This is a genomic window from Aquamicrobium aerolatum DSM 21857 (assembly GCF_900113935.1).
GTDB classification, from domain to species: Bacteria; Pseudomonadota; Alphaproteobacteria; order Rhizobiales; family Rhizobiaceae; genus Aerobium; species Aerobium aerolatum.
In genome coordinates this window covers 82,396-104,197 of the sequence record NZ_FORF01000003.1, presented here as the reverse complement: position 1 = coordinate 104,197, position 21,802 = coordinate 82,396, and the positions used below count along the sequence as shown (strand labels likewise).

9 protein-coding genes and 1 riboswitch are annotated in these 21,802 nt (G+C 62.2%); of the genes, 5 read left to right on the top strand and 4 right to left on the bottom strand.

Translation table 11 applies throughout. The features are described from left to right. The first annotated feature begins 347 nt into the window (after nt 1-347). The 3 genes from BMZ42_RS03470 (at nt 348) to BMZ42_RS03460 (ending at nt 13,114) form a co-directional block, all read left to right on the top strand. Nucleotides 348-8,522 (top strand): DUF7507 domain-containing protein, encoded by an 8,175-nt coding sequence (locus BMZ42_RS03470; RefSeq protein WP_091518675.1) that lies wholly within the window; start codon nt 348-350, stop codon nt 8,520-8,522. Then, nucleotides 8,522-12,289 carry a TonB-dependent receptor gene (locus BMZ42_RS03465; protein ID WP_244523140.1) on the top strand — a complete coding sequence of 1,256 codons (3,768 nt, stop codon included), beginning with the start codon at nt 8,522-8,524 and terminating at the stop codon, nt 12,287-12,289. Before BMZ42_RS03470 ends, BMZ42_RS03465 begins: the two co-directional genes overlap by 1 nt. Before the next feature lie 438 nt (nt 12,290-12,727). Next, the gene (locus BMZ42_RS03460; RefSeq protein WP_091518664.1) at nt 12,728-13,114 is read left to right on the top strand and encodes a DUF2794 domain-containing protein; all 387 of its coding nucleotides are present in this window, start codon (nt 12,728-12,730) and stop codon (nt 13,112-13,114) included. A 219-nt stretch (nt 13,115-13,333) separates the two neighbouring features. Here BMZ42_RS03460 and BMZ42_RS03455 read toward each other — a convergent pair whose 3' ends face one another. The 4 genes from BMZ42_RS03455 to BMZ42_RS03440 are packed head-to-tail and all read right to left on the bottom strand — an operon-like array spanning nt 13,334 to nt 17,863. Then, nucleotides 13,334-14,131 carry an ABC transporter ATP-binding protein gene (locus BMZ42_RS03455; protein ID WP_091518662.1) on the bottom strand — a complete coding sequence of 266 codons (798 nt, stop codon included), beginning with the start codon at nt 14,129-14,131 and terminating at the stop codon, nt 13,334-13,336. Further along, nucleotides 14,128-15,129 (bottom strand): FecCD family ABC transporter permease, encoded by a 1,002-nt coding sequence (locus BMZ42_RS03450; protein WP_091518660.1) that lies wholly within the window; start codon nt 15,127-15,129, stop codon nt 14,128-14,130. The genes BMZ42_RS03455 and BMZ42_RS03450 overlap by 4 nt, the downstream gene beginning before the upstream one ends. Further along, nucleotides 15,126-15,989, bottom strand: a complete 864-nt coding sequence (locus BMZ42_RS03445; RefSeq protein WP_244523139.1) for an ABC transporter substrate-binding protein — start codon at nt 15,987-15,989, stop codon at nt 15,126-15,128. The genes BMZ42_RS03450 and BMZ42_RS03445 overlap by 4 nt, the downstream gene beginning before the upstream one ends. Continuing rightward, on the bottom strand, nt 15,989-17,863 hold the full coding sequence (locus BMZ42_RS03440) for a TonB-dependent receptor domain-containing protein (protein WP_091518657.1): 1,875 nt from the start codon (nt 17,861-17,863) through the stop codon (nt 15,989-15,991). The genes BMZ42_RS03445 and BMZ42_RS03440 overlap by 1 nt, the downstream gene beginning before the upstream one ends. Nucleotides 17,864-18,039: 176 nt before the next feature. Next, nucleotides 18,040-18,239: riboswitch (cobalamin riboswitch) on the bottom strand. A gap of 169 nt (nt 18,240-18,408) precedes the next feature. On the opposite strand from BMZ42_RS03440, the gene BMZ42_RS03435 reads away from it, so the two are divergent. After that, entirely contained in the window at nt 18,409-21,018 is a 2,610-nt protein-coding gene (locus BMZ42_RS03435) for an FtsK/SpoIIIE family DNA translocase (RefSeq protein WP_091518961.1), read from the top strand. 108 nt (nt 21,019-21,126) lie between these two features. Next, complete coding sequence (locus tag BMZ42_RS03430) at nt 21,127-21,786, top strand: outer membrane lipoprotein carrier protein LolA (protein ID WP_420492440.1); 660 nt, start codon at nt 21,127-21,129, stop codon at nt 21,784-21,786. Nucleotides 21,787-21,802 lie beyond the last annotated feature (16 nt).

Sequence of the window (21,802 nt, the reverse complement as noted above, 5' to 3'; positions counted from 1 at the left end):
GCGCAAAAAAATCGTACCACACTCACAAAACGAATCAGAAGACCCCCCAAGTTATTGGTACGTCAAGGGTGTGCAACTGACAACCTCACCAGCCGCGCGCCACCCCGGATCTGGTTAGATGAGCCGGATCACTCACTAGCAGACGCGGTAGACATGACGCGGTCGCAGGCAGCTCCGCGTGGAAAATCCATGCGCTCACATTGGCGTCTCGTTTTTCCTACCCTCGCGGTCGCTCGTTCCGCATCGCTGCCAGTTGGATCAACCGTCTTTTCGGGTTTGGTCGGGCAGGCCGCCAAGGCCGCTCAAATTCTCCCAGAGCCTAAATTGGAAATGAAAGTCTAAGCCAGATGTTCCGGATCTCGTTGACGGCTGGGATCGTTTCCCTCGCCTCCTTTTTGTGCGTGCAGGCAGCTCAGGCTCAGTCTGTTGGCGAATGGACGCTGAACATCAACAATCGTCATGGAGCGGCAATCATCCCTGCCGGCGGCACACTGCCGTACGATCTCAGGATCACGAATGACGGCAACTACGATACAGTCGCTGGAAAGCTGGATCTTACCATCCCGGCAACGACGATCTACCGCGGCGTGTCTGGTCTGGACAATTGTACGCCGGCGCCGGATGGGCAGGTTCTTGCCGCTCCGCTTGTGGTCAGTTGCGATGTGCCGGTTCTGACACCGGGGCAGGATTTGCCCGCGGAAGTTCTCCTGTCGCCGATGCAGGGGGAATGCTCCGGTGGCAACTGCGTCATCAAGCTGGAAGGTCGTGTTTCCGACCCGAATGGAGCGCCGGGAAGCGGGACCACCGCCGAACGCTCAACGACAATCACGGTCGGCGCCGATCTCGAACTGCAGATCTCCGCTGCGCAAACGACGGTACAGGCTGGCTCCAGTGTACCGTTGAAGGCTACCGTCACCAATAACGGTCCCTATCCTTCCACGAGTTCGCAAGTTGTCATCCCGCTGCCGTCGGGAATGACCATTGCGCAGCTTCCTGGAGATTGTTCCCTTTCCGGCGGCAATATCATCTGCGTTGTCCCGCAAGCCCTGGCGGTCGGCGAAAGCTATGAATTCGACCTGTCCGCGCAGGTGACCGCAGGCGACATTTCCACCATATCGATTCCCGGCCGGGTCGAAGGCGGTGCGCCGCAGGATCCGGTTTCTGCCAACGACAATGACACCATCACGCTGAACGTCACACCGGGGACCGATGTCCGCCTGCAGAAGACACGGTCGCCTGGCGGCCTGTTGCTGCTTGGCGATCCCGTCACCTTCACGCTGACGCCTGCCTTTTCCGGCATTGAACCGGAACGTGCCACGATCGTGGATGTCATTCCGGACAATTATGGAATTGTGGACACCCAGGTGCCGGCTGGCTCGGGCTGGAGCTGCGACCTGTCTGGTCGGACGCTGACCTGCGAATATACGAAAGCCGCTGGCTCGGTCTATGCAAGCCCGATCACCATCAGCGCGACCGCCGACCTCGTCACCGACGCGAGCGGCGTCGTCAACACGGCGAACATCTCATCGCCTGACGAAAATGCAGATGCTCCACGCGACAACAACCAGGCACAGGATCTCAAGGCCGACATTCGTGCGCCGATCGTCGATCTGAAGGCCCACAAATCCGGAACGCCTCGCGGTCTTGTCACGGTCGGAAACTCCTACGACTTCGTTCTGCGCGCCGAAAACCGCGGCAACAAGCCGTTCACCGATGAGATGACGATTACGGACCTGTTGCCGGCGGGGCTGCTTGTCACGCAAGTGAACGCGCCCAACGGCTGGGTCTGCAACCCGTCCTCGGGGCCCATTCAAGGCCCTGCGAGCATCTCCTGCACGACGAGCCGCTACACGACCAGCGGCCTTGCGATCGGAAGCTTTACGGACCCGATCACGATCACGGCTGAAGTTCAGCAGGTCGGCACGATCTCGAACGGAATGGTCGTCTCTTTCCCGGACTATGAGTCCATCGACGACTATCTGCCGGACAATACCACCCATGCCGGGGTGACGAGCGCGGACGACAAGAACTGGGCGGATATCGGCACGGTGAAAAGCGTCTCGGCGCAGACGGTTCAGGCTGGCGGTGAAGTCACTTTTGTCATCGAAGTCTACAACAAAGGCGTCGCCGAGGCGACGAATGTCCAGGTCGCCGACCGCCTGAACGACATCGTCGGGGCGGCAGGCGGCGGGCAGCCGGTCGTTGTGGTCCCGGTTGTCTCGACGGGGGTGGCGCGCGGCCTGACGTGCAGTTCGACCCCGGCAGGCGATTTCGGCCGCAATCTTGAATGCAGCATCGCCTCGCTGCCGGTCTGCGTGCAAGGTGTGGACTGTCCGACGATCTCGGTCACCGTTCGTCCGGGATCGCAAGGCCTCAAGTCGAATACGGTCAATGCCTATTCCGTCGATGTCCCGGATCCGGATCTGGACAATAACGAGGATCAGGTTTCGTATACGGTTACGCCGCTCACGGACGTCACTGTTTCCAAGATCAGCCCTGCTTCCGCGTCGGGTGCGTTTGCCGGTCAGGAGATCCTGTACACGGTGACCGCCTCTGTTCCCCGATCGGGACTGAGCCACGCCGAAAATGTCGTCGTCACCGAGCGGCTGCCCGCAGGGGTCATCTTCGTCAGCGCAGAAGCCGAGGGGGCGACCTGCACGAATGTTCCTGCGCGAGGCACTCTGATTGGTACGACAAACAGGGAAATCACCTGTGCCTTCGGAACCATCAACAACGGCTCACAAAAGACGCTCGACATCGTTGTCGTCCCAACAACGGACTTGGTTGGTGCCGCAATAATCAACGAAGCGTCGGTTGCGACCGACACGGATGAGACTGATACCGGCAACAACTCTACCCAGCTTGGCATCACTATCCTGCCGCCGAGCCTCGATCTGATTATCGACAAGACGGACGATCCCTATGATCCAGTCGAAATCACGACGCCGGTCACCTACACGATCTCGCTGGAAAATGCCGGCCCATCCGACGCATTCGGTATCGTCATCGAAGATCAGCTTCCGTCTGACGGCTTCACCGATCCGCGACTTGTCGATGTGCCGGCCGGACTGACATGCACGTTGAGCGGCACCAGCACCACAGCACCGGGGGGGCAGATCCACTGTACCCAGGAAAGGCTGGAAGCTGGCGAAACGGTTTCATTCAAGCTGCAGATGACGTCGTTCAAGCATGGCCGCTGGGAGAACACCGTCTCAGTGTCGTCCGACGAAACCGCGGCAGGCTACGAAGGGCCATCGGCAAACAACGTCTCGCGGGAGACGACCACGGTGCGCACACGCGCCGACATCAGTGTCGTCAAGACACCGTCTGTGGCCGCGGTCGATCTTCGCAAGGAGTTCTACTGGGATCTCGTCATCACCAACATCCCCGGCCCAGGGCTTGATATCGCTGAAGAGGTCACGCTTTCGGATACGTTGCCGGCGGGCATGGAACTCACACGGCTGCCGGAGATCATCCCGGCCGGGGCAGGCCTGTGCACCGGCGTGGTGACCGGTCGTCAGATCGATTGCACGTTCGGTGATATTCCGGCTGGCGGCACAATCACCGTGAGGCTTTACACCAAGATCACCGATCTTGGTGCGCAGGCCGCGTCCAACACGGCCACGGTCGATACGGAATCCTTCGACAAGGTTCCTGGAAACAACACCTCCACCGGCAGTGTCAGCACTGTTCGCGGAAGCTCCGTTTCTGGAAAGATCTACAAGGATTTCAACAATGACGGCACGCTGAACCAGACGGATAGCGGGATTGCCGGCGCGCAGGTCACCATCACCGGCAAGGCGACGCACGACGGCACTGACATCAGTCTGACGATCCCGACGAAATCTGACGGAACCTATATATTCCAGGATCTGCCGCCCGGCTCCTATCAGGTGAGCTACACCGTTTCTAATCTGGCCGACTATTCCTCGGCTGCTGGCGATGGCGGAGCGTTTCCGGGAAGCAATCCGGCCGGCGAAGGAACCGCCACCAACACCGGCAAATCGGTCATCACAAACATTGTCACGACGGGTGAGTATGACCACGTCAACAATGACTTCACCCTCGTGCCGCTGCCGCAGATCGGTCTTGGCAAGACGGTTGGCGCCGCGCAGTTTCAGGCCGATGGCAGCTACCGGCTTGCCTACACGATCAAGGTCCGGAACCATTCCGAGGAGCCGCTTGAAGACGTCGACCTCACCGACGTGATGGACGACGCGGCACAGCTGTTTGGAACGGCGGTTGCTGCAAACGCAACGCTTTCGCCGGGCCAATACAAGGTACTGAGCGTGACCGCGTCCGGCATTGGCTTGAATGCCGGCTTCGACGGCAGCGGTACACCGCAAATCGTGACTGGCGGTACGCTTGCCGTCGGTCAGACCGCCGAGATGACCTTTACAGTTCAGGTCCAGCCGCAGGTGCCGTGGGTTGGCACCTCCACCACCCACGTCAATCAGGCTGAAGTGACCGCGACCGGCACCTATTCAGGCAAACCGGCCAGCGACGCATCTCACAACACGGCGACCGGCCAGGACAATCCCAAATCCAACACGCCGACGACGGTGACGGTGACGCCGGCGCCTGCGATCGAACTGACCAAGGCTGCCACGCCTGTGCGCACGCTCGGCGCTGCCGCACTGAACGACAGGATCAACTACAGCTTCACAATCAGGAACTCCGGCAACATACCGTTGGTGGACATCGTGCTGTCCGACACCTTGCCGGGCCTTCAGGCTCTGAGCCCGACAAACATCGCGCGACTGGAACCGGGCGAGACCTATAATGGCGAGATCTCAGCCTATTATCTGCTGACGCAGGATGATCTGGATCGCGGCAAGGTCGACAACAAGGCCACGGTCGTCGGGCAATGGGGCACCTCTGGCGGAACGCCACTGACCGTCACCAAGGATGCGACGGCAACCGTTCCAAGCCTGAGCAATCCAGGGATCGAGCTGGTCAAGGATATCGCCGCCAACAACATCCAGAATCCACGGACGGCGGTTGGCGATATCGTCCGCTACAGCTTCACCGTCACCAATACCGGCAACACCAACCTGAAGAATGTCACGGTTGCTGATCTTCTGTCGGGCATTACCCCGGAAAGCTCCTTCGTCATCGGCGACATGGCGCCTGATGAGGTCGTCGTCATCTATGCCACCTATGCGGTGACACAAGCCGATATCGACACAGGCCTGATCGAGAACACCGCGACGGCCTCGGGTAGCTACGGGCCCACCAACACGCCGATTTCCAGCGATCCGTCCGACCGTGATGTCGAAACCTTCAGACAGCCCGGCCTGTCCCTCGTCAAGGAGCTGATCGGGTCCGAGCCGGTCAATCCGCGCGCGGGCGACATTCTTCGCTGGAAGGTCACTGCTACGAATACGGGCAATGTCACGTTGAGCAATGTGAGCGTCGCCGATCCGCTGGATGGAGCGACCGTCTCACCGGCTGTGGTTGCGTCATTGCTGCCCGGCGCAAACGTTGAGTTCACTGTCTCGGCCCCGATCCTGCAGAGCTGGATCAACGCTGGCCAAGTGCTCAACATTGCGACCGCCAGCTTCAGCGATCCAACCGGACCGCAACCCCCGGTGCCGTCAGATCAGGTGACAGTGCCGTTGAAGTCGGTGCCGTCGATCGCGTTGAAGAAGATTGCGAGCTTGGATGCGCTGTCGACGCCGCCAGTGCAGGGCGATGTCATTTCCTACACGTTCACCATCCGCAATACCGGCAACATTGCGCTGAACAATCTCACGCTGGTTGACGAACTGAACGTGAGTGACGATGAGATTATCGTTGCTCTGAATGCCACCGACATGGCGGCGCTGTCTGCCGCAACCCTCCAGCCTCTGGAAGAGTTTGTGGTTCGCGGAACTTACGTTCTGACCCAGGCCGATGTCGATCATGGCAGCATCAGCAATATGGCGCGGACCACCGGTACGCCGGTTAGCGGGCCAAACACCCCGGTTGAAGATGCCAGCGGGTCCGATTTCACCACCGACAACCCGACCGTAAATACGCTGGTGCGGGCACCCGCGATCACGCTGGTCAAGTCGATCGCAACCCAGCCCGATAGCCCCGTTCAGGCCGGTGATGTCATCACCTACGCCTTCACGATCGAGAATACCGGCAACATCACGCTGGAAAACATCCGGATCGAGGACCTTGTCGCCGACGTACAGGTCACCAACGTCACCGGCTGGACCGGCCCGCTGGGACCGACGGAACGGAATTCGACCGCGTTCATCGCGACCTATGCGCTGAAGCAGTCGGACATCGACAACGGCGAATTCGCCAATACGGCGCAGGTGATCGGCTCCAGCGTTGGCGGCACCGTGGATGATGTCAGGGATGTCTCCGGTACGGACACCACAAACGATACGCCGACGCCATTCCCGATTGATCTCGACAAGGGCATCCGTATCGTCAAAACGGCCGATGACAGCGCGCTGCAAACGCCACCGCAGGCCGGTGATGAAATCAGCTACAGCTTTGTCATCACCAATATCGGCAATGTCACGCTCACCGATGTCGTGCTTACCGATACGCTGGCCGGCATCGTGCTTCCGCAAACCACAATACCGCTCCTGCTTCCAGGCGTGAACAATGCGGTGACGCTGGACGGCACCTATACGATCACGCAGAGCGACATCGTCGCCGGTGAGGTCATCAACCAGGCGTCGGTGAATGGCATCTATACCAACCCGTCGACCGGAACGCCCGAAAACGTCCCCAATATATCGGATCGGATCACGGTGCCGCTCGACCAGTTGCCTTCGATCGCTGTGATCAAGGAGCAGGACGTCGCGAACACGACGCTGAGCGAGCCGGCCGAGGTGGGGCAGTTGATCGCCTATACCTTCACGGTGAAGAACACCGGCAATCTGGTGCTGACAAATGTCAGGCTCAACGACCCACTTCCAGGCCTGTCGCCCAACGTGTTCCCGGAAATCAGCGTATTGGTGCCCGGTCAGCAACAGGTCTTCCAGGCGGTCTATGCCATTACCGAAGATGACATCGACAATGAGCAGGTCGAGAATCAGGCCATTGTCGCGGCACGCTATGATGATGGCAGTGGTCCGAAAGATATCGAGGACAAGTCCGGGCCGACGTTCGACGACGATCTTCCACTGATCGTGCCGGTCATTCCGCCGGCGCCGGAACTGACGATCGTCAAGAAGGGAACCTGGAACGATACGAACGGCAATGGCTACCCGGAACCCGGTGAGACCATCGCCTATACGTTCGACATCACCAATAACGGCAACGCGACGCTCTACAACGTCACTCCCAAGGACGACGGCCCGGTTTTCCGGGGGCAGCCCGCAACCAACACGCTGTCGGCCTTTTCGCCGGCGCCGGTCACCCTGGCACCCAACGAAAGCCAGAGGTTCACGGCGACCTATATCCTGTCGCAGGATGATATCGATGCTGCGTCGGGTATCATGGACGCGGTCGTCAACACGGCGGTTGCGGTGGGCAATCTGCGCAACCTGCGGCCCTATGAAACCGCGCCGGTCGATGCTGTCGTGACCCTGCCGGCCACGGAGCCGAGTGATGTGCGCATCACCAAGCAGGCGCTGCTTCATCAGGTCAGACGTGGCGAGCGTGTTCCCTATGTGATCAAGGTGGAAAACACCTCCTCGAGCAATGCCGGTCCGGTCAATATTCTGGACACGATGCCTTCCGGTTTCCGGTTCATCGAAGGCTCGGCAACGCTGGACGGGGCTCCTTTTGTACCGGACGTCTCCGGTCGCCAGGTGAATTTCACCAATTTGTCGCTCGGGCCGAACAGCGTCGTGGACATCCGGCTTGATCTTCTGGTTCTCAGTTCGGCTGGCCCCGGCACGCATGTCAACGTCGCCTCGATCTTCGATCGGGCCGGAACTCGGCTTGCCCCGGATGCAAAGGCGGCTGTCGAGATCGTCGCGGAGCCGATCTTCGACTGCGGCGAGGTCATCGGCACCGTCTTCGACGATCGCAACTTTGACGGTTATCAAAATCAGGGTGAGCCGGGACTGCCGGGCGTCCGGGTGGCGACGGTCAAGGGCTGGCTGATCACGACCGACAAGCACGGCCGCTTCCATGTTCCGTGCGCAGCGCTTCCGGATCAGCGGATCGGTTCGAACTTCATCATGAAGCTGGACGAGCGCACCTTGCCGACCGGCTACCGGTTGACCACGGAGAACCCGCGCGTTGTGCGCCTCACCGCCGGCAAGATGACGAAGATCAATTTCGGTGCGTCCATCAGCCGTGTGGTTCGTCTCGACCTGCAGGGTGAGGCGTTCAAGCCGCAAAGCACCGAGTTGCAGAAGCAATGGCAGGACAATCTGGATCAGCTCATCGACGTGCTGAAACAGGAGCCTTCGGTTCTTCGGCTCAGTTTCGTGGCGCCGGCTGCGGAGCAGGAACTGGCGAAGAAGCGCGTCAAGGCGCTGCGCAATCAAATTGCCGATCTCTGGAAGCGCAAAGGCGAGGCCTATCCGCTTGAGATCGAGACGACTGTGAAGGCTGGAAATTGATGGGACAGGCAACAGAAACAATGCGCTCCATCCGCCCCGACCTCTCTTCCGTGCGTTTGCGGCTGCTGGCCGGCACGGCCCTGATCGGTTTCGCACTACTTGCTCAACCGTCTCTGGCCAATGATGCAGACTGTGCCGCCGAGAACTGCGAGGGACAGATCCGCGGCAAGATCCACGATGACGCCCGCAGCCACGATCTACCCGTCGGGGCAAATACCGAACGCCAGCGCATCCCGGATCAGGGCAGCATTCCGTTCTCGATCAGCGTCGATGGCGCGGTGCTGGAAACGAGCAAGCCGGACAATGCGAAGGGCGACCGCATCGTCGCTGGCGAACCGCGCCAGATCGACCGTGAGCGGCGGACCGATCTCGACCTCAGCAGCGTCGATATCCAGATCAAGTTCGATGGCCTCGGTGCAACGCCGCTTCTCAATGTGGCAACGACGAACATGCGGCGCAGTTTTGGCCCAGGCGATGCCATCAGCTTCCTGGCAACCACCAACTACCCCGACTTCATCGAGCGCGGCGAGATCCGCATCTATCTGCCGGACGACACGTCGGCGACGCCGCACCCTGTCGCCGTCCTGCCGGTAAAGCCAAACGCGACCGCTGACTGGGTGATGCCGCAAACCCGAGATGAGCGGGAATTTCTGTATGTCCTGCGTGTCTACGACAGCAAGGGTCGTTACGACGAAACCGCGCCTTTGACGCTGCGTCGCAGCGCGGTGCAGGACACGCCGAAGCTGACGACAGATCCCATCGCGCCCGGCATGGGTGAGGATCGCACTGCCATACGGAATATTCGCGTCCATGGCGGTGCCGTCACCGTCTACGGCAAGAACGTCCCTGCGGGCCACCAGGTCTCTGCCTTCGGCGAAACCGTGCCGGTGGACGGGGACGATGCTTTCGTCATCCAGCGCATTCTGGCACCTGGCGATCACAGCGTCGATGTGGTGGTCCAGGGCACCACGACTGAAGGCGGACTACATTTCAGCCGCGACATCGATATTCCTGACAATGACTGGTTCTATGTCGGTCTTGCCGACCTGACGGTTGGCAAGCGCACCGGCAGCAAGGATATCGAGGCGGTTCGTCCGGGCGAATACGATTCCGTCTATACCAAGGGCCGTCTCGCCTTCTATCTGAAGGGCAAGATCAAGGGCGAGTATCTGCTGACCGCCGCCGCCGATACGGCGGAGGATGATCTCGACCGGATCTTCAAGAACCTTGGCGCGCGCAATCCGCGCCACATTCTCCGCAACCTCGATCCTGACGATTATTATCCGGTCTATGGCGACGATTCGACGATGATCGAGGATGCGCCAACCAACGGCAAATTCTACGTTCGCATCGAACGCGGCGACAGCCATGCGATGTGGGGAAATTTCAAGACCAACGTCACCGGCACGCAGTTCCTGCGCAACGAACGCGCGCTCTACGGCGCGCAGGGCGTCTATGTATCGCCAGACAGCACCGAATTCGGCGAGCGCAGAACCGAGGTTTCGGTCTATGCGGCGCAGCCCGACACGCTGCCGCAACGCGACGAGTTCCGCGCGACCGGCGGATCGTCCTACTTCCTGAAGCGCCAGAATACGATCAGCGGTTCGCAGACCGTGACCGTGGAAATCCGCGATCCCATCACCGGTCGGGTGCTCGAGCGTCGTCATCTGACGGAAGGTGAAGACTATCGCTTCGACTATCTGCAGGGCGTGATCCTTCTCAACCGTCCGCTTTCGTCCACGTCCGGCAGCATCGGGCCGGTGCGTGACGGGGCCCTTGGCGGCAACCAAGTCTTCCTGATTGCCCAGTATGAATATGAACCGATCGCAACCGACGTCGATGGCTACAGCATCGGCGGTCGTGGTCAGCACTGGCTGGGCGAACATGTCCGCGTCGGCTTGACCGGTATGCAGGAAACATCCGGCGACGCCGACCAGAAGGCCGGCGGCGTCGATGTCCGGCTGCGCATGTCCGAGCGCTCCTATCTCGACGCCGAGGTCGCGGCATCGCGCGGGACAGGTTTCGGCTTGTCGCGCTCCTATGATGGCGGCCTGAGCCAGAGCGACAGTCTCGTCTCGGGCGGTGCCGGAAACACCGCGCTGGCATGGCGGCTCAAGGGCCGGCTCGATCTGAGGGACATCGACCCCAACGCGCCCAAAGGGACGGTCGGAGGCTATTTCGAGCATCAGGACGCCGGTTTCTCGACGCTCGACGGCACCACTGCGACGGATAAGCGTCTCTGGGGCATGGATGCAGATCTCGAACTTGCGCCGAACATGCGGGCCCGACTTGCCTATGACGACTTCAGCGATGGCACCGGTCAGACCAAGCGCCAGGGATCATCATCGCTCGAACACGATCTGGATGAGCGCTGGCGCCTGTCATACGGCCTGACCTACACCGACATCCTGTCGCCGAACGCAATCGCAGCCGGCAAGAGCGGCTACAACGGCGCGCGTCTCGACGGCGGCGTCAGGCTCGACTACCGGCCAAACGACGACCACCTCTATTATGCGTTCGGGCAGGCAACGATCGATCGGTCCAACGACATTGACCGAAACGACCGGCTTGGCGTGGGCACAGAATTCAAGCTGACGGATACGGTCGGTCTGAACGGTGAGGTTTCCTACGGCACGCATGGGCTTGGCGGGCTTGCCGGCCTGACCTACGATCCAAATGCCAATGATCAGTATTATATCGCCTATCGCCTCGATCCGGATCGCGCTTACGACCTCAACCGGACATTCGACCTTGCAGGAACCGATCGCGGCGACGTCGTGGCTGGTGTCAGGCGTCGCATCAACGACCAGCTGTCCGCCTACAGCGAAAACAGTTACGACCTCTACGGCCAGCGCCGCTCGCTGAACCAGACCTATGGCGTGGTCTACACGCCCGATGAACGGTGGACCGTCAATGGCGGGTTTGAAGGCGGGCTTATCAGGGACAACACCATCGACCCTGTCAGCGGGCTCGAAAGGTCCGATTTCGAGCGCTATGCGCCGTCGCTGTCGATGTCATACAAGGACGACGAACGCGGCATTGCCAGCCGGATGAGGGGTGAGGCACGCATCGAGGATTCCGAGGACGGAACCCGCGATCAGAACACCTATCTGTTCGCCGGCGGACTGCTCTGGAAGACCAGCGAAAACTGGCGCGCGATGATCAATGTGGATGCTGTGTGGTCCGACACGCAGTCGTCGGTCACGTCCTACCAGGACACCCGCTACGCCGAGACATCGCTTGGCTGGGCCTATCGCCCGGTTGACAATGACCGGCTCAACGCGCTGTTCAAATATACTTGGCTCTATGATCTGCCGGGGAACGGTCAGCGGGTCAGCGGCGCCACGGGCGAGATGTATGCCCCCGCGCAGCGCAGCCATATCCTGTCAGCCGATTTCACCTATGATCTCGTCCCCTGGTTGTCCGTCGGCGCAAAATATGGCGTTCGCCTCGCCGAGGTGAAGTATCGCACAGACGCGGTTGGCTATCCGTTCGAAACCGAATGGCAGCGCTCGTCAGCGCATCTGGGCATCATCCGCGCAGACCTGCATATCGTGCGCAAATGGGATCTTCTGCTCGAAGGACGTATCCTGCACTCGCCGGAGGCCAAGACGACAGATTTCGGAGCTCTCGCTGCGGTCTACCGCCATGTCGGCGACAATTTCAAAGTCGGCATCGGCTACAATTTTGGCCGCTTCTCAGACGACCTGCGCGACTTGACGATGGACGACAGAGGGCTCTTCCTCAATGTGGTGGGGAAGTTCTAAAGCATGTATCCCGAAATTGGGAACCAGTTTCGGGATACAGACGCGCCATACGCGCCCATAAAAAAACCGGCCCTGAAATGGTCAGCGCCGGCTTCTGAAATTCGGGATCGTCGCGCCCAAGGCATCTCGGTTATGGAAGAGAGTTGGTTCGATCCGACAGGCCCCCGTGGGCGGGGGGCTTGGGGTTACAGGGACCATGCCGGACCGAACCGTCTCAGGCAACGACCGAATGTTGCCACACATTGGGGCAGCAGATTGGGCAATTTGTGGCGCAAATGTGGCCGATCATCACCTATCGTCACATAGGGTGCATCTTCGTGATCCAGCAGCGCAGCCGCCTCTCAGACGCCGCCGCGCCCTGACCGCAGCATGGCCTTGCTTTTCCGGCGGCAACGGGCGACGCTGCTTTGTCGTACAACCGTCACGAAAGGCGTGGGCATGACCAGTCACGACGCGAATGCGGAGGATAAGGACGGCTCCGGAATAGTGATCGCGCTGCATGAGGCGCGACGGCAGCAAGATGACCTCCCGGTGACCTTCCACCGCCGTGAGCTTGACGAAATCCTTCGTGTTTACAGCATGATGGTCGGCGCTTCCGAATGGCGCGACTATGCCATCGACCATCTCAAAGACCGCGCCGTCTTCTCGGTTTTTCGCCGCACCAGCGAAGTTCCGCTCTACCAGATCATCAAGACACCGGCGCTGGCCCGCAAGCAGGGCGCCTACAGCGTCATGGCCGCCGGCGGCCTCATCCTCAAGCGCGGCCACGAGCTCGCACGGGTTCTCAGCGTCTTCGACAAGCAGCTGAAGCTGGTGCGCGCGTGAGGTGTGAAGGGGGCAGTAGGCAATAGGGAGTAGGCAGGGGGAAAAAGGCGTAGAAGGCCAGATAGGGAAGTAGGGAAGTAGGGAAGTAGGGAAGTAGGGAAGTAGGGAAGTAGGAAAGTAGGAAAGTGCTGTCTCCCGCTGCCGTCAACGTCAATCCAATTTCCGCTGCCGATTGCCCATTCCCTATTTCCCTCGCCTCTCGTCCCTTCCCCTTTTCCCCTACTCCCTTACTCCCCTCACCACTCCTTCCGCCAAATCCAGCGGATACACCATTTGCCGTCCGTCGATGCTGCCCAGATGCGCCTCGATATTGTAGACGCTGCGCAGGGTCTGCGCCGTCAGCACCTCATCGGGCGCGCCATCGGCGACGATCCTGCCCTTGTCGAGCAGCACCAGCCGCGTGCACCAGCGCGCCGCCAGGCCCAGATCGTGCAGGCAGGCAACGACGCTTCCGCCTTCCTGCGCCAGACCGGCAAAGATCCGCATCAGCGTGATCTGGTGCGCCGGGTCGAGCCCTGCCGTCGGCTCATCGGCGAGCATCAGCGGCGCGCCCTGTGCCAGCGCGCGGGCAATCAGCACCCGCGCCTTTTCGCCACCTGACAGCTTTGTCGCCTCGCGGTCAGCAAACTCCCCGACCTCCATGCGCGCCATCGCTTCGCGCACCGCCGCATCGTCGCTGGCGCTACGGCGGCTGAACGGCGGCAGATGCGGCGCGCGGCCGAGCGCCACCAGCCGCTCGACGCTCACCGGCCAGGCGATCTCGCGCTCCTGCGGCAGATAGGAGATTTTTCGCGCCCGCGCCCGCGCGTTCAGCTCGCGCGCCGCGCGTCCGTCGATCGTCACCGTGCCGGTCGAGCGGGTCAGCCCCAGCACCGCGCGCAGCAGCGTCGACTTGCCCGCGCCATTCGGCCCGATCAGCCCGACAAATTCGCCCGCCCCGACGCGCAGTGACACGCCCTTGAGCACTTCCTGGCCGCCAAGGCTGGCGCGCAGATCGGCCACATCCAGTATCGTCACAGCATCTGCCTCCGTGTCCGCCACACCAGCCACAGGAAGAACGGTGCCCCGACCAGCGCCGTCAGCACGCCGAGCTTCAGGTCGCGCCCCGGCGCCAGCACCCGCACCGCAATGTCGGCTGCAAGCAGCACTGCCGCACCGCCGAGCGCGCTGGCCGGTAACAGCCGCGAGGGCAGCGCCCCGACCAGCGGGCGCAACACATGCGGCACGATCAGCCCAATGAAGCCGATGGCGCCCGCCACCGCCGTTGCCGCGCCAACGCTTGCCGCCGTGCCGGTCACCGCCAGAAACTGCACCTGGCGCAGGTTGACGCCCAGGCTTGCCGCCGCGTCCTCGCCGAGCGTCAGAAGATCGAGCGGACGCGCCACCAGCGCCAGCATCGCCCAGCCAACCAGCATGAACGGCGCGGCGAGCCAGAGATGAGTCATTGAGCGGTCGGTCAAAGAGCCCAGCATCCAGAACACGATTTCGAGCGCCGCAAACGGGTTGGGCGACAGGTTCAGCGCCAGCGACGTCATCGCCCCGGCAAAGGCCGACACGGCAATGCCGGCGAGAATGATCGTCAACGTACCGCCGCTCGCGCCCGCCATCGCGCGCACCACCAGCACGGCGCACAGCGCACCCGCCAGCGCCGCCAGCGGCAGCGCCAGGGGAAAGGTCAGCGACAGACCGGTATAGATCGTCAGCACCGCACCGAGCGATGCCGAGGCGCTGATGCCAAGGAGGCCAGGCTCCGCCAGCGGATTGCGCAGATAGCCCTGCAGCACCGCGCCGGACAGGCCAAGCGTCGCGCCGATCATCAGCCCGAGCACCGCGCGTGGCAGGCGGATTTCGCGCATCACCAGAGACAGCGCGCCCTCGTCGCCTGACAGCAGCGCGGATATGCCTGCCGCAATCCCCGACTGCGCCGGTCCCGTCGTCAGCGACAGGACGAACAGCACCGCCACCGCAATGCCGAGCACCACGAGGACCGTGGCAAAACGCGCCTGCTCGCTCATGGATGCATTTCCTTGTAACGCGCCGCGGCCTGCCGCAGCATGCGCACCGCATCGACGGTGAACGGCGCGCCGCAGACCCAGTAACGTCCCGGAATTTCGACCAGCCGGTCGGGCGGCGCAATGGCGGCAAAGGCGGGATGGACGAAATTCTGCTGCGCCAGCGCCGGCGCTTCAAAGCGCTGCTCGCCGACCACCACCAGGTCCGGCTGTGCCAGCACCAGCGTCTCCAGCGGCACCTGCCCGATGCCGACAATGCCAAGCCGGTCGGCGATATTGCTCATTCCGGCTGCCTTGATCACCGCATCGCTCAGCGAGCCCTTGCCGGAGGTGTAATTGTTGGACGAATACATCGCGACGCTTACGCCTTGCGCGCCGCCCGCCGACGCTTCGTCCAGCGCTGCGTCCATCTTTGCCACCAGCGCCTCGGCGCGGTCGCGATGCCCGAGCAGATCGCCGATGCGGCGCAGATTGACGCGGATATCGTCAAAGTCGGCTTCCGGCGCGAAAAGCTCCACCCGGAACCCGAGCCGCCGCAACATCTGCACGGTGGCGGGCGACGTGAAGGTTCCACCAAGGACGAGATCCGGCTGCATCAGCGAGATTTCTTCGGCCTGCGCATGGTTGAGCACATGATTTCGCGCCTGCGCCGTCATCACCGAGCTGCCATCATCGGCGGCCAGAAACGACACCGAATGGAGCTGCTCGGGATCGGCAATCAACATCGCCATCTGGTCGGTGCAGACATTGATCGAAACAACCCGGCGCGGCGCATCCTCCGCCCGCGCCGGGTGAAAGCTTGCAAGCGAGGCAAGCGCGATTGCCACTGTCACAAGTGCAATGCGCGCCCCCGCCTTCATCATCAGAACTTGCGCGTGTAGCTGAAGTTGATGGTCCGTCCTGGCGAGCGATAGCCACTCGCGGTCGAATACTGCTCGTCGAACAGATTTTCCACCGCCAGCTTCAGGCTGGACACCTCGTCGAAACGGTAGTTCGCCATTACATCGACCGTCACATAGGGCTTGGACTTTTCGGTATTGGCAGCGTTGCTGTGCCGCGCGCCAACGTAGAGCAGCTTGGCCGACAGATCGAGTTGTTCGGTCGCGGCAACGCTCAATTCTGCCCCCGCCTTGAAGCGGTCGCGGTTGGGGATGAACAGGCCCGTGCTGCGGTCGATCGGCTCGCGCAGGTCGAGGAAGGCGCGCCCGCTCCAGCGCTCATCGAAGCGATGCGCAATCGACGCTTCCAGTCCGCGCACCTGCGCCCGCCCGACATTGAACGGCACATAGGACGTCGCCGGGCTCGATACGATCATGTCGCGCAGCCAGCTCTGGTACAACACGACGTCAAACTGCGTGTCGGCCGTGGCCTGCCAGTTCAAGCCAAACTCGACCGTTTCCGAATGTTCCGGCTTCAGGTTCGGATTGTCGAAGTACGGATAGTAGAGATCATTGAAGGTCGGCGCGCGAAAGCCCGTGCCATAGGAGGCGCGCGCCACCAGCCCGTCGACCAGTTCATAGCTGGCGCCCAGATTATAGGTCGTCGCATCGCCGAACTGCTGGTTGTGGTCATGGCGAATGCCGCTATCGAGCGTCAGCGCGCCCAGTTCCAGCGAATATTGTGCAAAGCCCGACACCAGCGAACGCGATGTCACCGCATAGGCAGCCGGAGCCTTGACGCTCTCCTGATAGGCTTCAAAGCCGCCGACCAGCACATGGGTCGCATTGTCGGTCTCGAACGTCTTTTCGGTGGTGGCAAGGACGCCGTAGCGCTTCGTCTCAAATTCATCCGAGCCGGGCGTTGCCCGACGGAAGTCGCGCGTCATGTCCGCGCCGCCGGTCAGTTCCACGGTGCTCGACCAGTCATGCGCATGATCGATTCGTGCGCCGATACGGCCTGACAGGGTCGTGGTGTCGACGACATTGAACGGCGCGGGGTCCCACATGCTGGGTGCGTTGTCATATTCGGTGCGCCCGCGCGAGGCCAGCACATCGGCATAGACGCGGCCCCAGTCGAGTTCCTTGCCAAGCGAAAGGTTCACCGCGCCCTGCAGGAAGCCGTTGGCGCCCGGCTCATGGCCCCACGCGTCCGGATAGGTGAAGTCGTAGCCCTGCGTGCCGAGGAAGCTTGCGCCCAGCGCATAGTCGAGGCCGTTGACCTGACCGCGCACGTCGCCCGACACCGTTCCGCCCCAGGCATGGGAAACGCCAGCCGTCACGCTGCCGCAGGCAGTCTTGCCATTCTCGCAGGTGCCGCCCTTCTTGGTGATGATGTTGATGACGCCACCGATCGCATCCGCGCCATATTGTGCCGAGTGCGGCCCCTTGGCGACTTCGATGCGCTCGATTGCCGACAGCGGAATGTTGTAGATCGAACTGGTGCCGGTGGTAGCCGAAGCCGAGCGCACGCCGTTGACAAGCACAAGGCTCTGGCTGGAGGACATGCCGCGCAGCTGCACATTGCTCACCGCGCCCATGCCGCCATTGGTGCTGATCGAGACACCGGCATAATGCTTTAGCAGCGATGGCAGGTCCGGCGACGCGGCGCTGCGGATTTCCTCTTCCGTGATCACGGTCACTGACGAGGTGCTGCGCTCCAGCGCGGAGGCGCGGCGCAGTGGCGTCGTCACGGTAATCTTGTCCAGCGTCGTCGCTTCGCTTGCGGCCCCCTGCACCTGCGCCTGTGCGGCGGCGGTCAGCGCCAGCACGCTGGCGGCGGAAATCAGAATCGTCTTCATGTCGGTCCCCAAACATGAGGGAGGCGTGCGACGCCTCCGGTTGCATCAGGAACCGCAGCAGAACTTCTTGAGGAAACAGGACGGCAACGTCGATCCCCGGTCAAGTCCGGCATGCGGCATCATTACGATGTCACCGCGACGGACGCGACCGCGCCGGGACACACCCCGTGTCCTGGCATGGGTGACTGGAACCGGCAGGTCTCCTGGCTTCCGTGTCATCGCCTTGTTCTTCCGCCTTCCCGGCTCGCGCCAGTGGCCTTGAAAGAGGGCTCAACGGTTACAGTTGCGGGGGCAGCTGCGGCCTGGATCCGTTCGGATCGCACCGCATTCCCTTTTTCTTCCGCCTCACGGCGAAACCAGCTCCGATCACGGTGCTACCGCCAGTTCTGCAGGGCGTCAATGTTTTAGTAACTTGTCGACATAAGCCACCTCGCCCACGCCGCCAGATGCATGGTTAATGCCGCCTTAACCTTCCTTTCCTACTTTGCAGGCTTGAGTCTACATGCGCGATGATCGCGCGTGCCATGCCTTCACGGGGAGTTTTCATGCGTTCGGCTGCATCTGCGCAGATTGCGATGAGTGACACCGGCTACGGCCTGAGGGGATTCCTGCACCGGCAGATGATGCGGGCAAGCGGCTTCGGCGTGCTGGCCATCGCCGGCTTTTGCCTGGCAAGTCTGGGCACGTGGAATGTCGCCGATCCGAGTTTCAGCCACGCCACCAGCAACCCGATCTCCAATGCGATGGGCTATCCGGGCGCGGTCGTCTCCGACCTGCTGATGCAGTTTTTCGGCCTGTCATCGGTGATCGTGCTGGTGCCGGCGATGGCCTGGGCGCTGTGGTTCATCGCCGCGCGCGGTGTCGACCGCATGCCACGCCGCATCATGGCATGGGCAGGCGGCGCCATTCTGGCCGCCGCGATCGTCGGCTGCGTCACCGCGCCGCCGACCTGGCCGCTGCCTTCCGGCCTTGGCGGCGTCATCGGCGATCTGGCGCTGGCGATCCCGTCCTGGCTTGCCGGCGGCTACCCGACCGGCGCGGCGGCAATCCTCACCAGCGCCGTCTTTGCCATGCCGGCGCTGTGGCTGATGGCCTTTGCCTGCGGCCTTCTCGGGCGCATTCCTGTCGAAGACGCGCCCGTCTCGCGCTCCAAGCGCAAGGCCGCCGAAACAGTCGAAGAAGACGACGATTTCGAAGACGATGAGGACGAGGCCCGTGGCGGCGGCCTGATGGCGATGGTCGGGCACATCACTCATTGGTGGCTGTCGGCGCGCGCGCTCGCGCGGCGCAAGCTGGGCGGCCTGCCGCTGCCTCTGCCGCGCGCGCGTCAGCACGAAGACGATTACGACTATGTCGACGATCTGCCCCCGCCACAGCCGGCCGCGCGCCGGGGCCGCATCGAGCCGGGCTTTGAAAGCGCGCCTGCGGTGCGCGGCGAGCCGGTCTTCGACGACAATCGATATGACGAAGACGACGATTTCGACGACGACGTCATCATCCAGCCCACCGCCCCCGGCGGCCCGCAGGTGCGCCATTTCCGCTCCGACGCGGCCACCCGCGTCGAGGCCCAGGCGCCACGTCCCCAGCAGGGCGCGCGCGTCCAGCGCGAGGCCCAGCGCTCGATCGTGTCGGGCGACGGCTTCGAAATGCCATCGCTGCATTTCCTCTCCGAGCCAAAGAATGTCGCGCGCGATCCTGCCCTGTCGCAGGACGCGCTGGAACAGAATGCGCGCCTGCTTGAAGGCGTGCTGGAAGATTTCGGCGTCAAGGGCGAGATCATTCATGTCCGCCCCGGTCCGGTCGTCACCATGTACGAACTGGAGCCGGCGCCGGGCATCAAATCGTCGCGCGTCATCGGCCTTGCCGACGACATCGCCCGCTCGATGAGCGCGATTGCCTGCCGTGTCGCCGTCGTTCCGGGCCGCAACGCCATCGGCATCGAACTGCCCAATGCCCGCCGCGAGACGGTGTATTTGCGCGAAATCCTCGCCAGCCGCGACTTTGAGCAGACCAAGTCGAAACTGGCGCTGGCGCTCGGCAAGTCGATCAATGGCGAGGCGGTGATCGTCGACATCGCCAAGATGCCGCACGTGCTGGTTGCCGGCACCACCGGCTCGGGCAAGTCGGTGGCGATCAACACCATGATCCTGTCGCTGCTCTACCGCATGACGCCGCAGGAATGCCGCCTGATCATGATCGACCCGAAAATGCTGGAACTGTCGGTCTATGACGGCATCCCGCATCTTTTGACCCCGGTCGTCACCGATCCGAAGAAAGCGGTCGTCGCGCTCAAATGGACCGTGCGCGAGATGGAAGACCGCTATCGCAAGATGTCCAAGGTCGGCGTGCGCAACATTGACGGTTTCAACCAGCGCGTCGCGCAGGCCGAAAAGAAGGGCGAGCAGATCACCCGCACGGTGCAGACCGGCTTCGACCGCCAGACCGGCGAGGCGATCTACGAAACCGAAACGCTCGACATGGAGGCAATGCCCTATATCGTCGTCATCATCGACGAGATGGCCGACCTGATGATGGTCGCGGGCAAGGACATTGAAGGCACGGTGCAGCGGCTGGCGCAGATGGCGCGCGCGGCGGGCATCCACGTCATCATGGCGACCCAGCGTCCTTCGGTCGACGTCATCACCGGCACGATCAAGGCCAACTTCCCGACCCGGATTTCCTTCCAGGTCACCTCGAAGATCGACAGCCGCACCATTCTGGGCGAGCAGGGTGCCGAGCAGCTGCTCGGCATGGGCGACATGCTTTACATGGCTGGTGGCGGGCGTATCCAGCGCGTCCACGGCCCGTTCGTCTCCGACGATGAAGTCGAAAACGTCGTCGCGCATCTGAAGCTTCAGGGCGTGCCGGAATATCTCGACGCCATCACCGAAGACGATGGCGAAGACGAGGACAGCGGCGGCGGCAAGGGCGGCGGCGGCAATTTCGATGAGTCCGACGATCCTTACGATCAGGCGGTGGCGGTGGTGCTGCGCGACGGCAAGGCCTCGACCAGCTACATCCAGCGCCGCCTCGGCATCGGCTACAACCGCGCTGCCTCGATCATCGAGCGGATGGAAGAGGAAGGCGTCGTCGGCCCGGCCAACCATGCCGGCAAGCGCGAGATTCTGGTGCCGACCGAAGACGACAAGTTCTGAACCGGCAACCAATCGGCGCGCGCGCCGTTACCTTGGCGAGCCGTATTTCGGCCCAACTGGGCGCGTACACGCTCAGCAAGTTTGAACGATAAAGATGGAATGATCCCGATGGTGCAGATGTCGCGGCGGAAATTTCTTGGAAATGCTGCGCTGGGTCTTGGCCTGGTGGCCATTGGCCAGTTCGCCGGTCCACTCCTGTCCCCCGCCTCGGCGCAGGGCGCGTCCGCCGCTGCCCAGAAGATCGCCGACCATTTTGCCAGCGTGCGCACGATGATGGGCGAATTCGTCCAGTTCGGCCCGCGCGGCGAGCAGACCGGCGGCAAGTTCTATATCGAGCGCCCCGGCAAGGTGCGCTTCAACTATGAATCCCCGGCCCATTTCAAGGTCACCGCCGACGGCACCTCGCTGGTGATGGAAAACACGAGGCTGAAGACCGCCGACATCTATCCCCTGTCCAAGACCCCGCTGAAGGTGCTGCTCGATGAGCGCATCGACCTGTCGGGCGGCAAGGTGCGCAGCGTGCGCGAGGAAGCCGACCTGACGACGATCCAGCTTGCCGACAAGTCGCTGTTCGGCGATTCGACCATCACCATGATGTTCGATCCGGCCTCCTACGAATTGCGCCAGTGGACGATCACCGACGCGCAGGGGCGCGACACCACCGTGATGATCTTCAATGTCGAGCAGGGCGTGCGCTTCGACCCTTCGGTCTTTGCCATCGACTATCGCCGGCTCGAAGCCATGCGCCAGGCGAAATCGGCGAAGTAGTCTCGCCCTATCTGTG

Excerpts from the sequence above, each read along its gene's own strand:
- BMZ42_RS03470 (WP_091518675.1), top strand. The coding sequence starts at position 348 with ATGTTCCGGATCTCGTTGACGGCTGGGATCGTTTCCCTCGCCTCCTTT.
- BMZ42_RS03465 (WP_244523140.1), top strand. The coding sequence starts at position 8,522 with ATGGGACAGGCAACAGAAACAATGCGCTCCATCCGCCCCGACCTCTCT.
- BMZ42_RS03460 (WP_091518664.1), top strand. The coding sequence starts at position 12,728 with ATGACCAGTCACGACGCGAATGCGGAGGATAAGGACGGCTCCGGAATA.
- BMZ42_RS03450 (WP_091518660.1), bottom strand. The coding sequence starts at position 15,129 with ATGAGCGAGCAGGCGCGTTTTGCCACGGTCCTCGTGGTGCTCGGCATT.
- BMZ42_RS03445 (WP_244523139.1), bottom strand. The coding sequence starts at position 15,989 with ATGATGAAGGCGGGGGCGCGCATTGCACTTGTGACAGTGGCAATCGCG.
- BMZ42_RS03440 (WP_091518657.1), bottom strand. The coding sequence starts at position 17,863 with ATGAAGACGATTCTGATTTCCGCCGCCAGCGTGCTGGCGCTGACCGCC.
- BMZ42_RS03435 (WP_091518961.1), top strand. The coding sequence starts at position 18,409 with ATGCGTTCGGCTGCATCTGCGCAGATTGCGATGAGTGACACCGGCTAC.
- BMZ42_RS03430 (WP_420492440.1), top strand. The coding sequence starts at position 21,127 with ATGGTGCAGATGTCGCGGCGGAAATTTCTTGGAAATGCTGCGCTGGGT.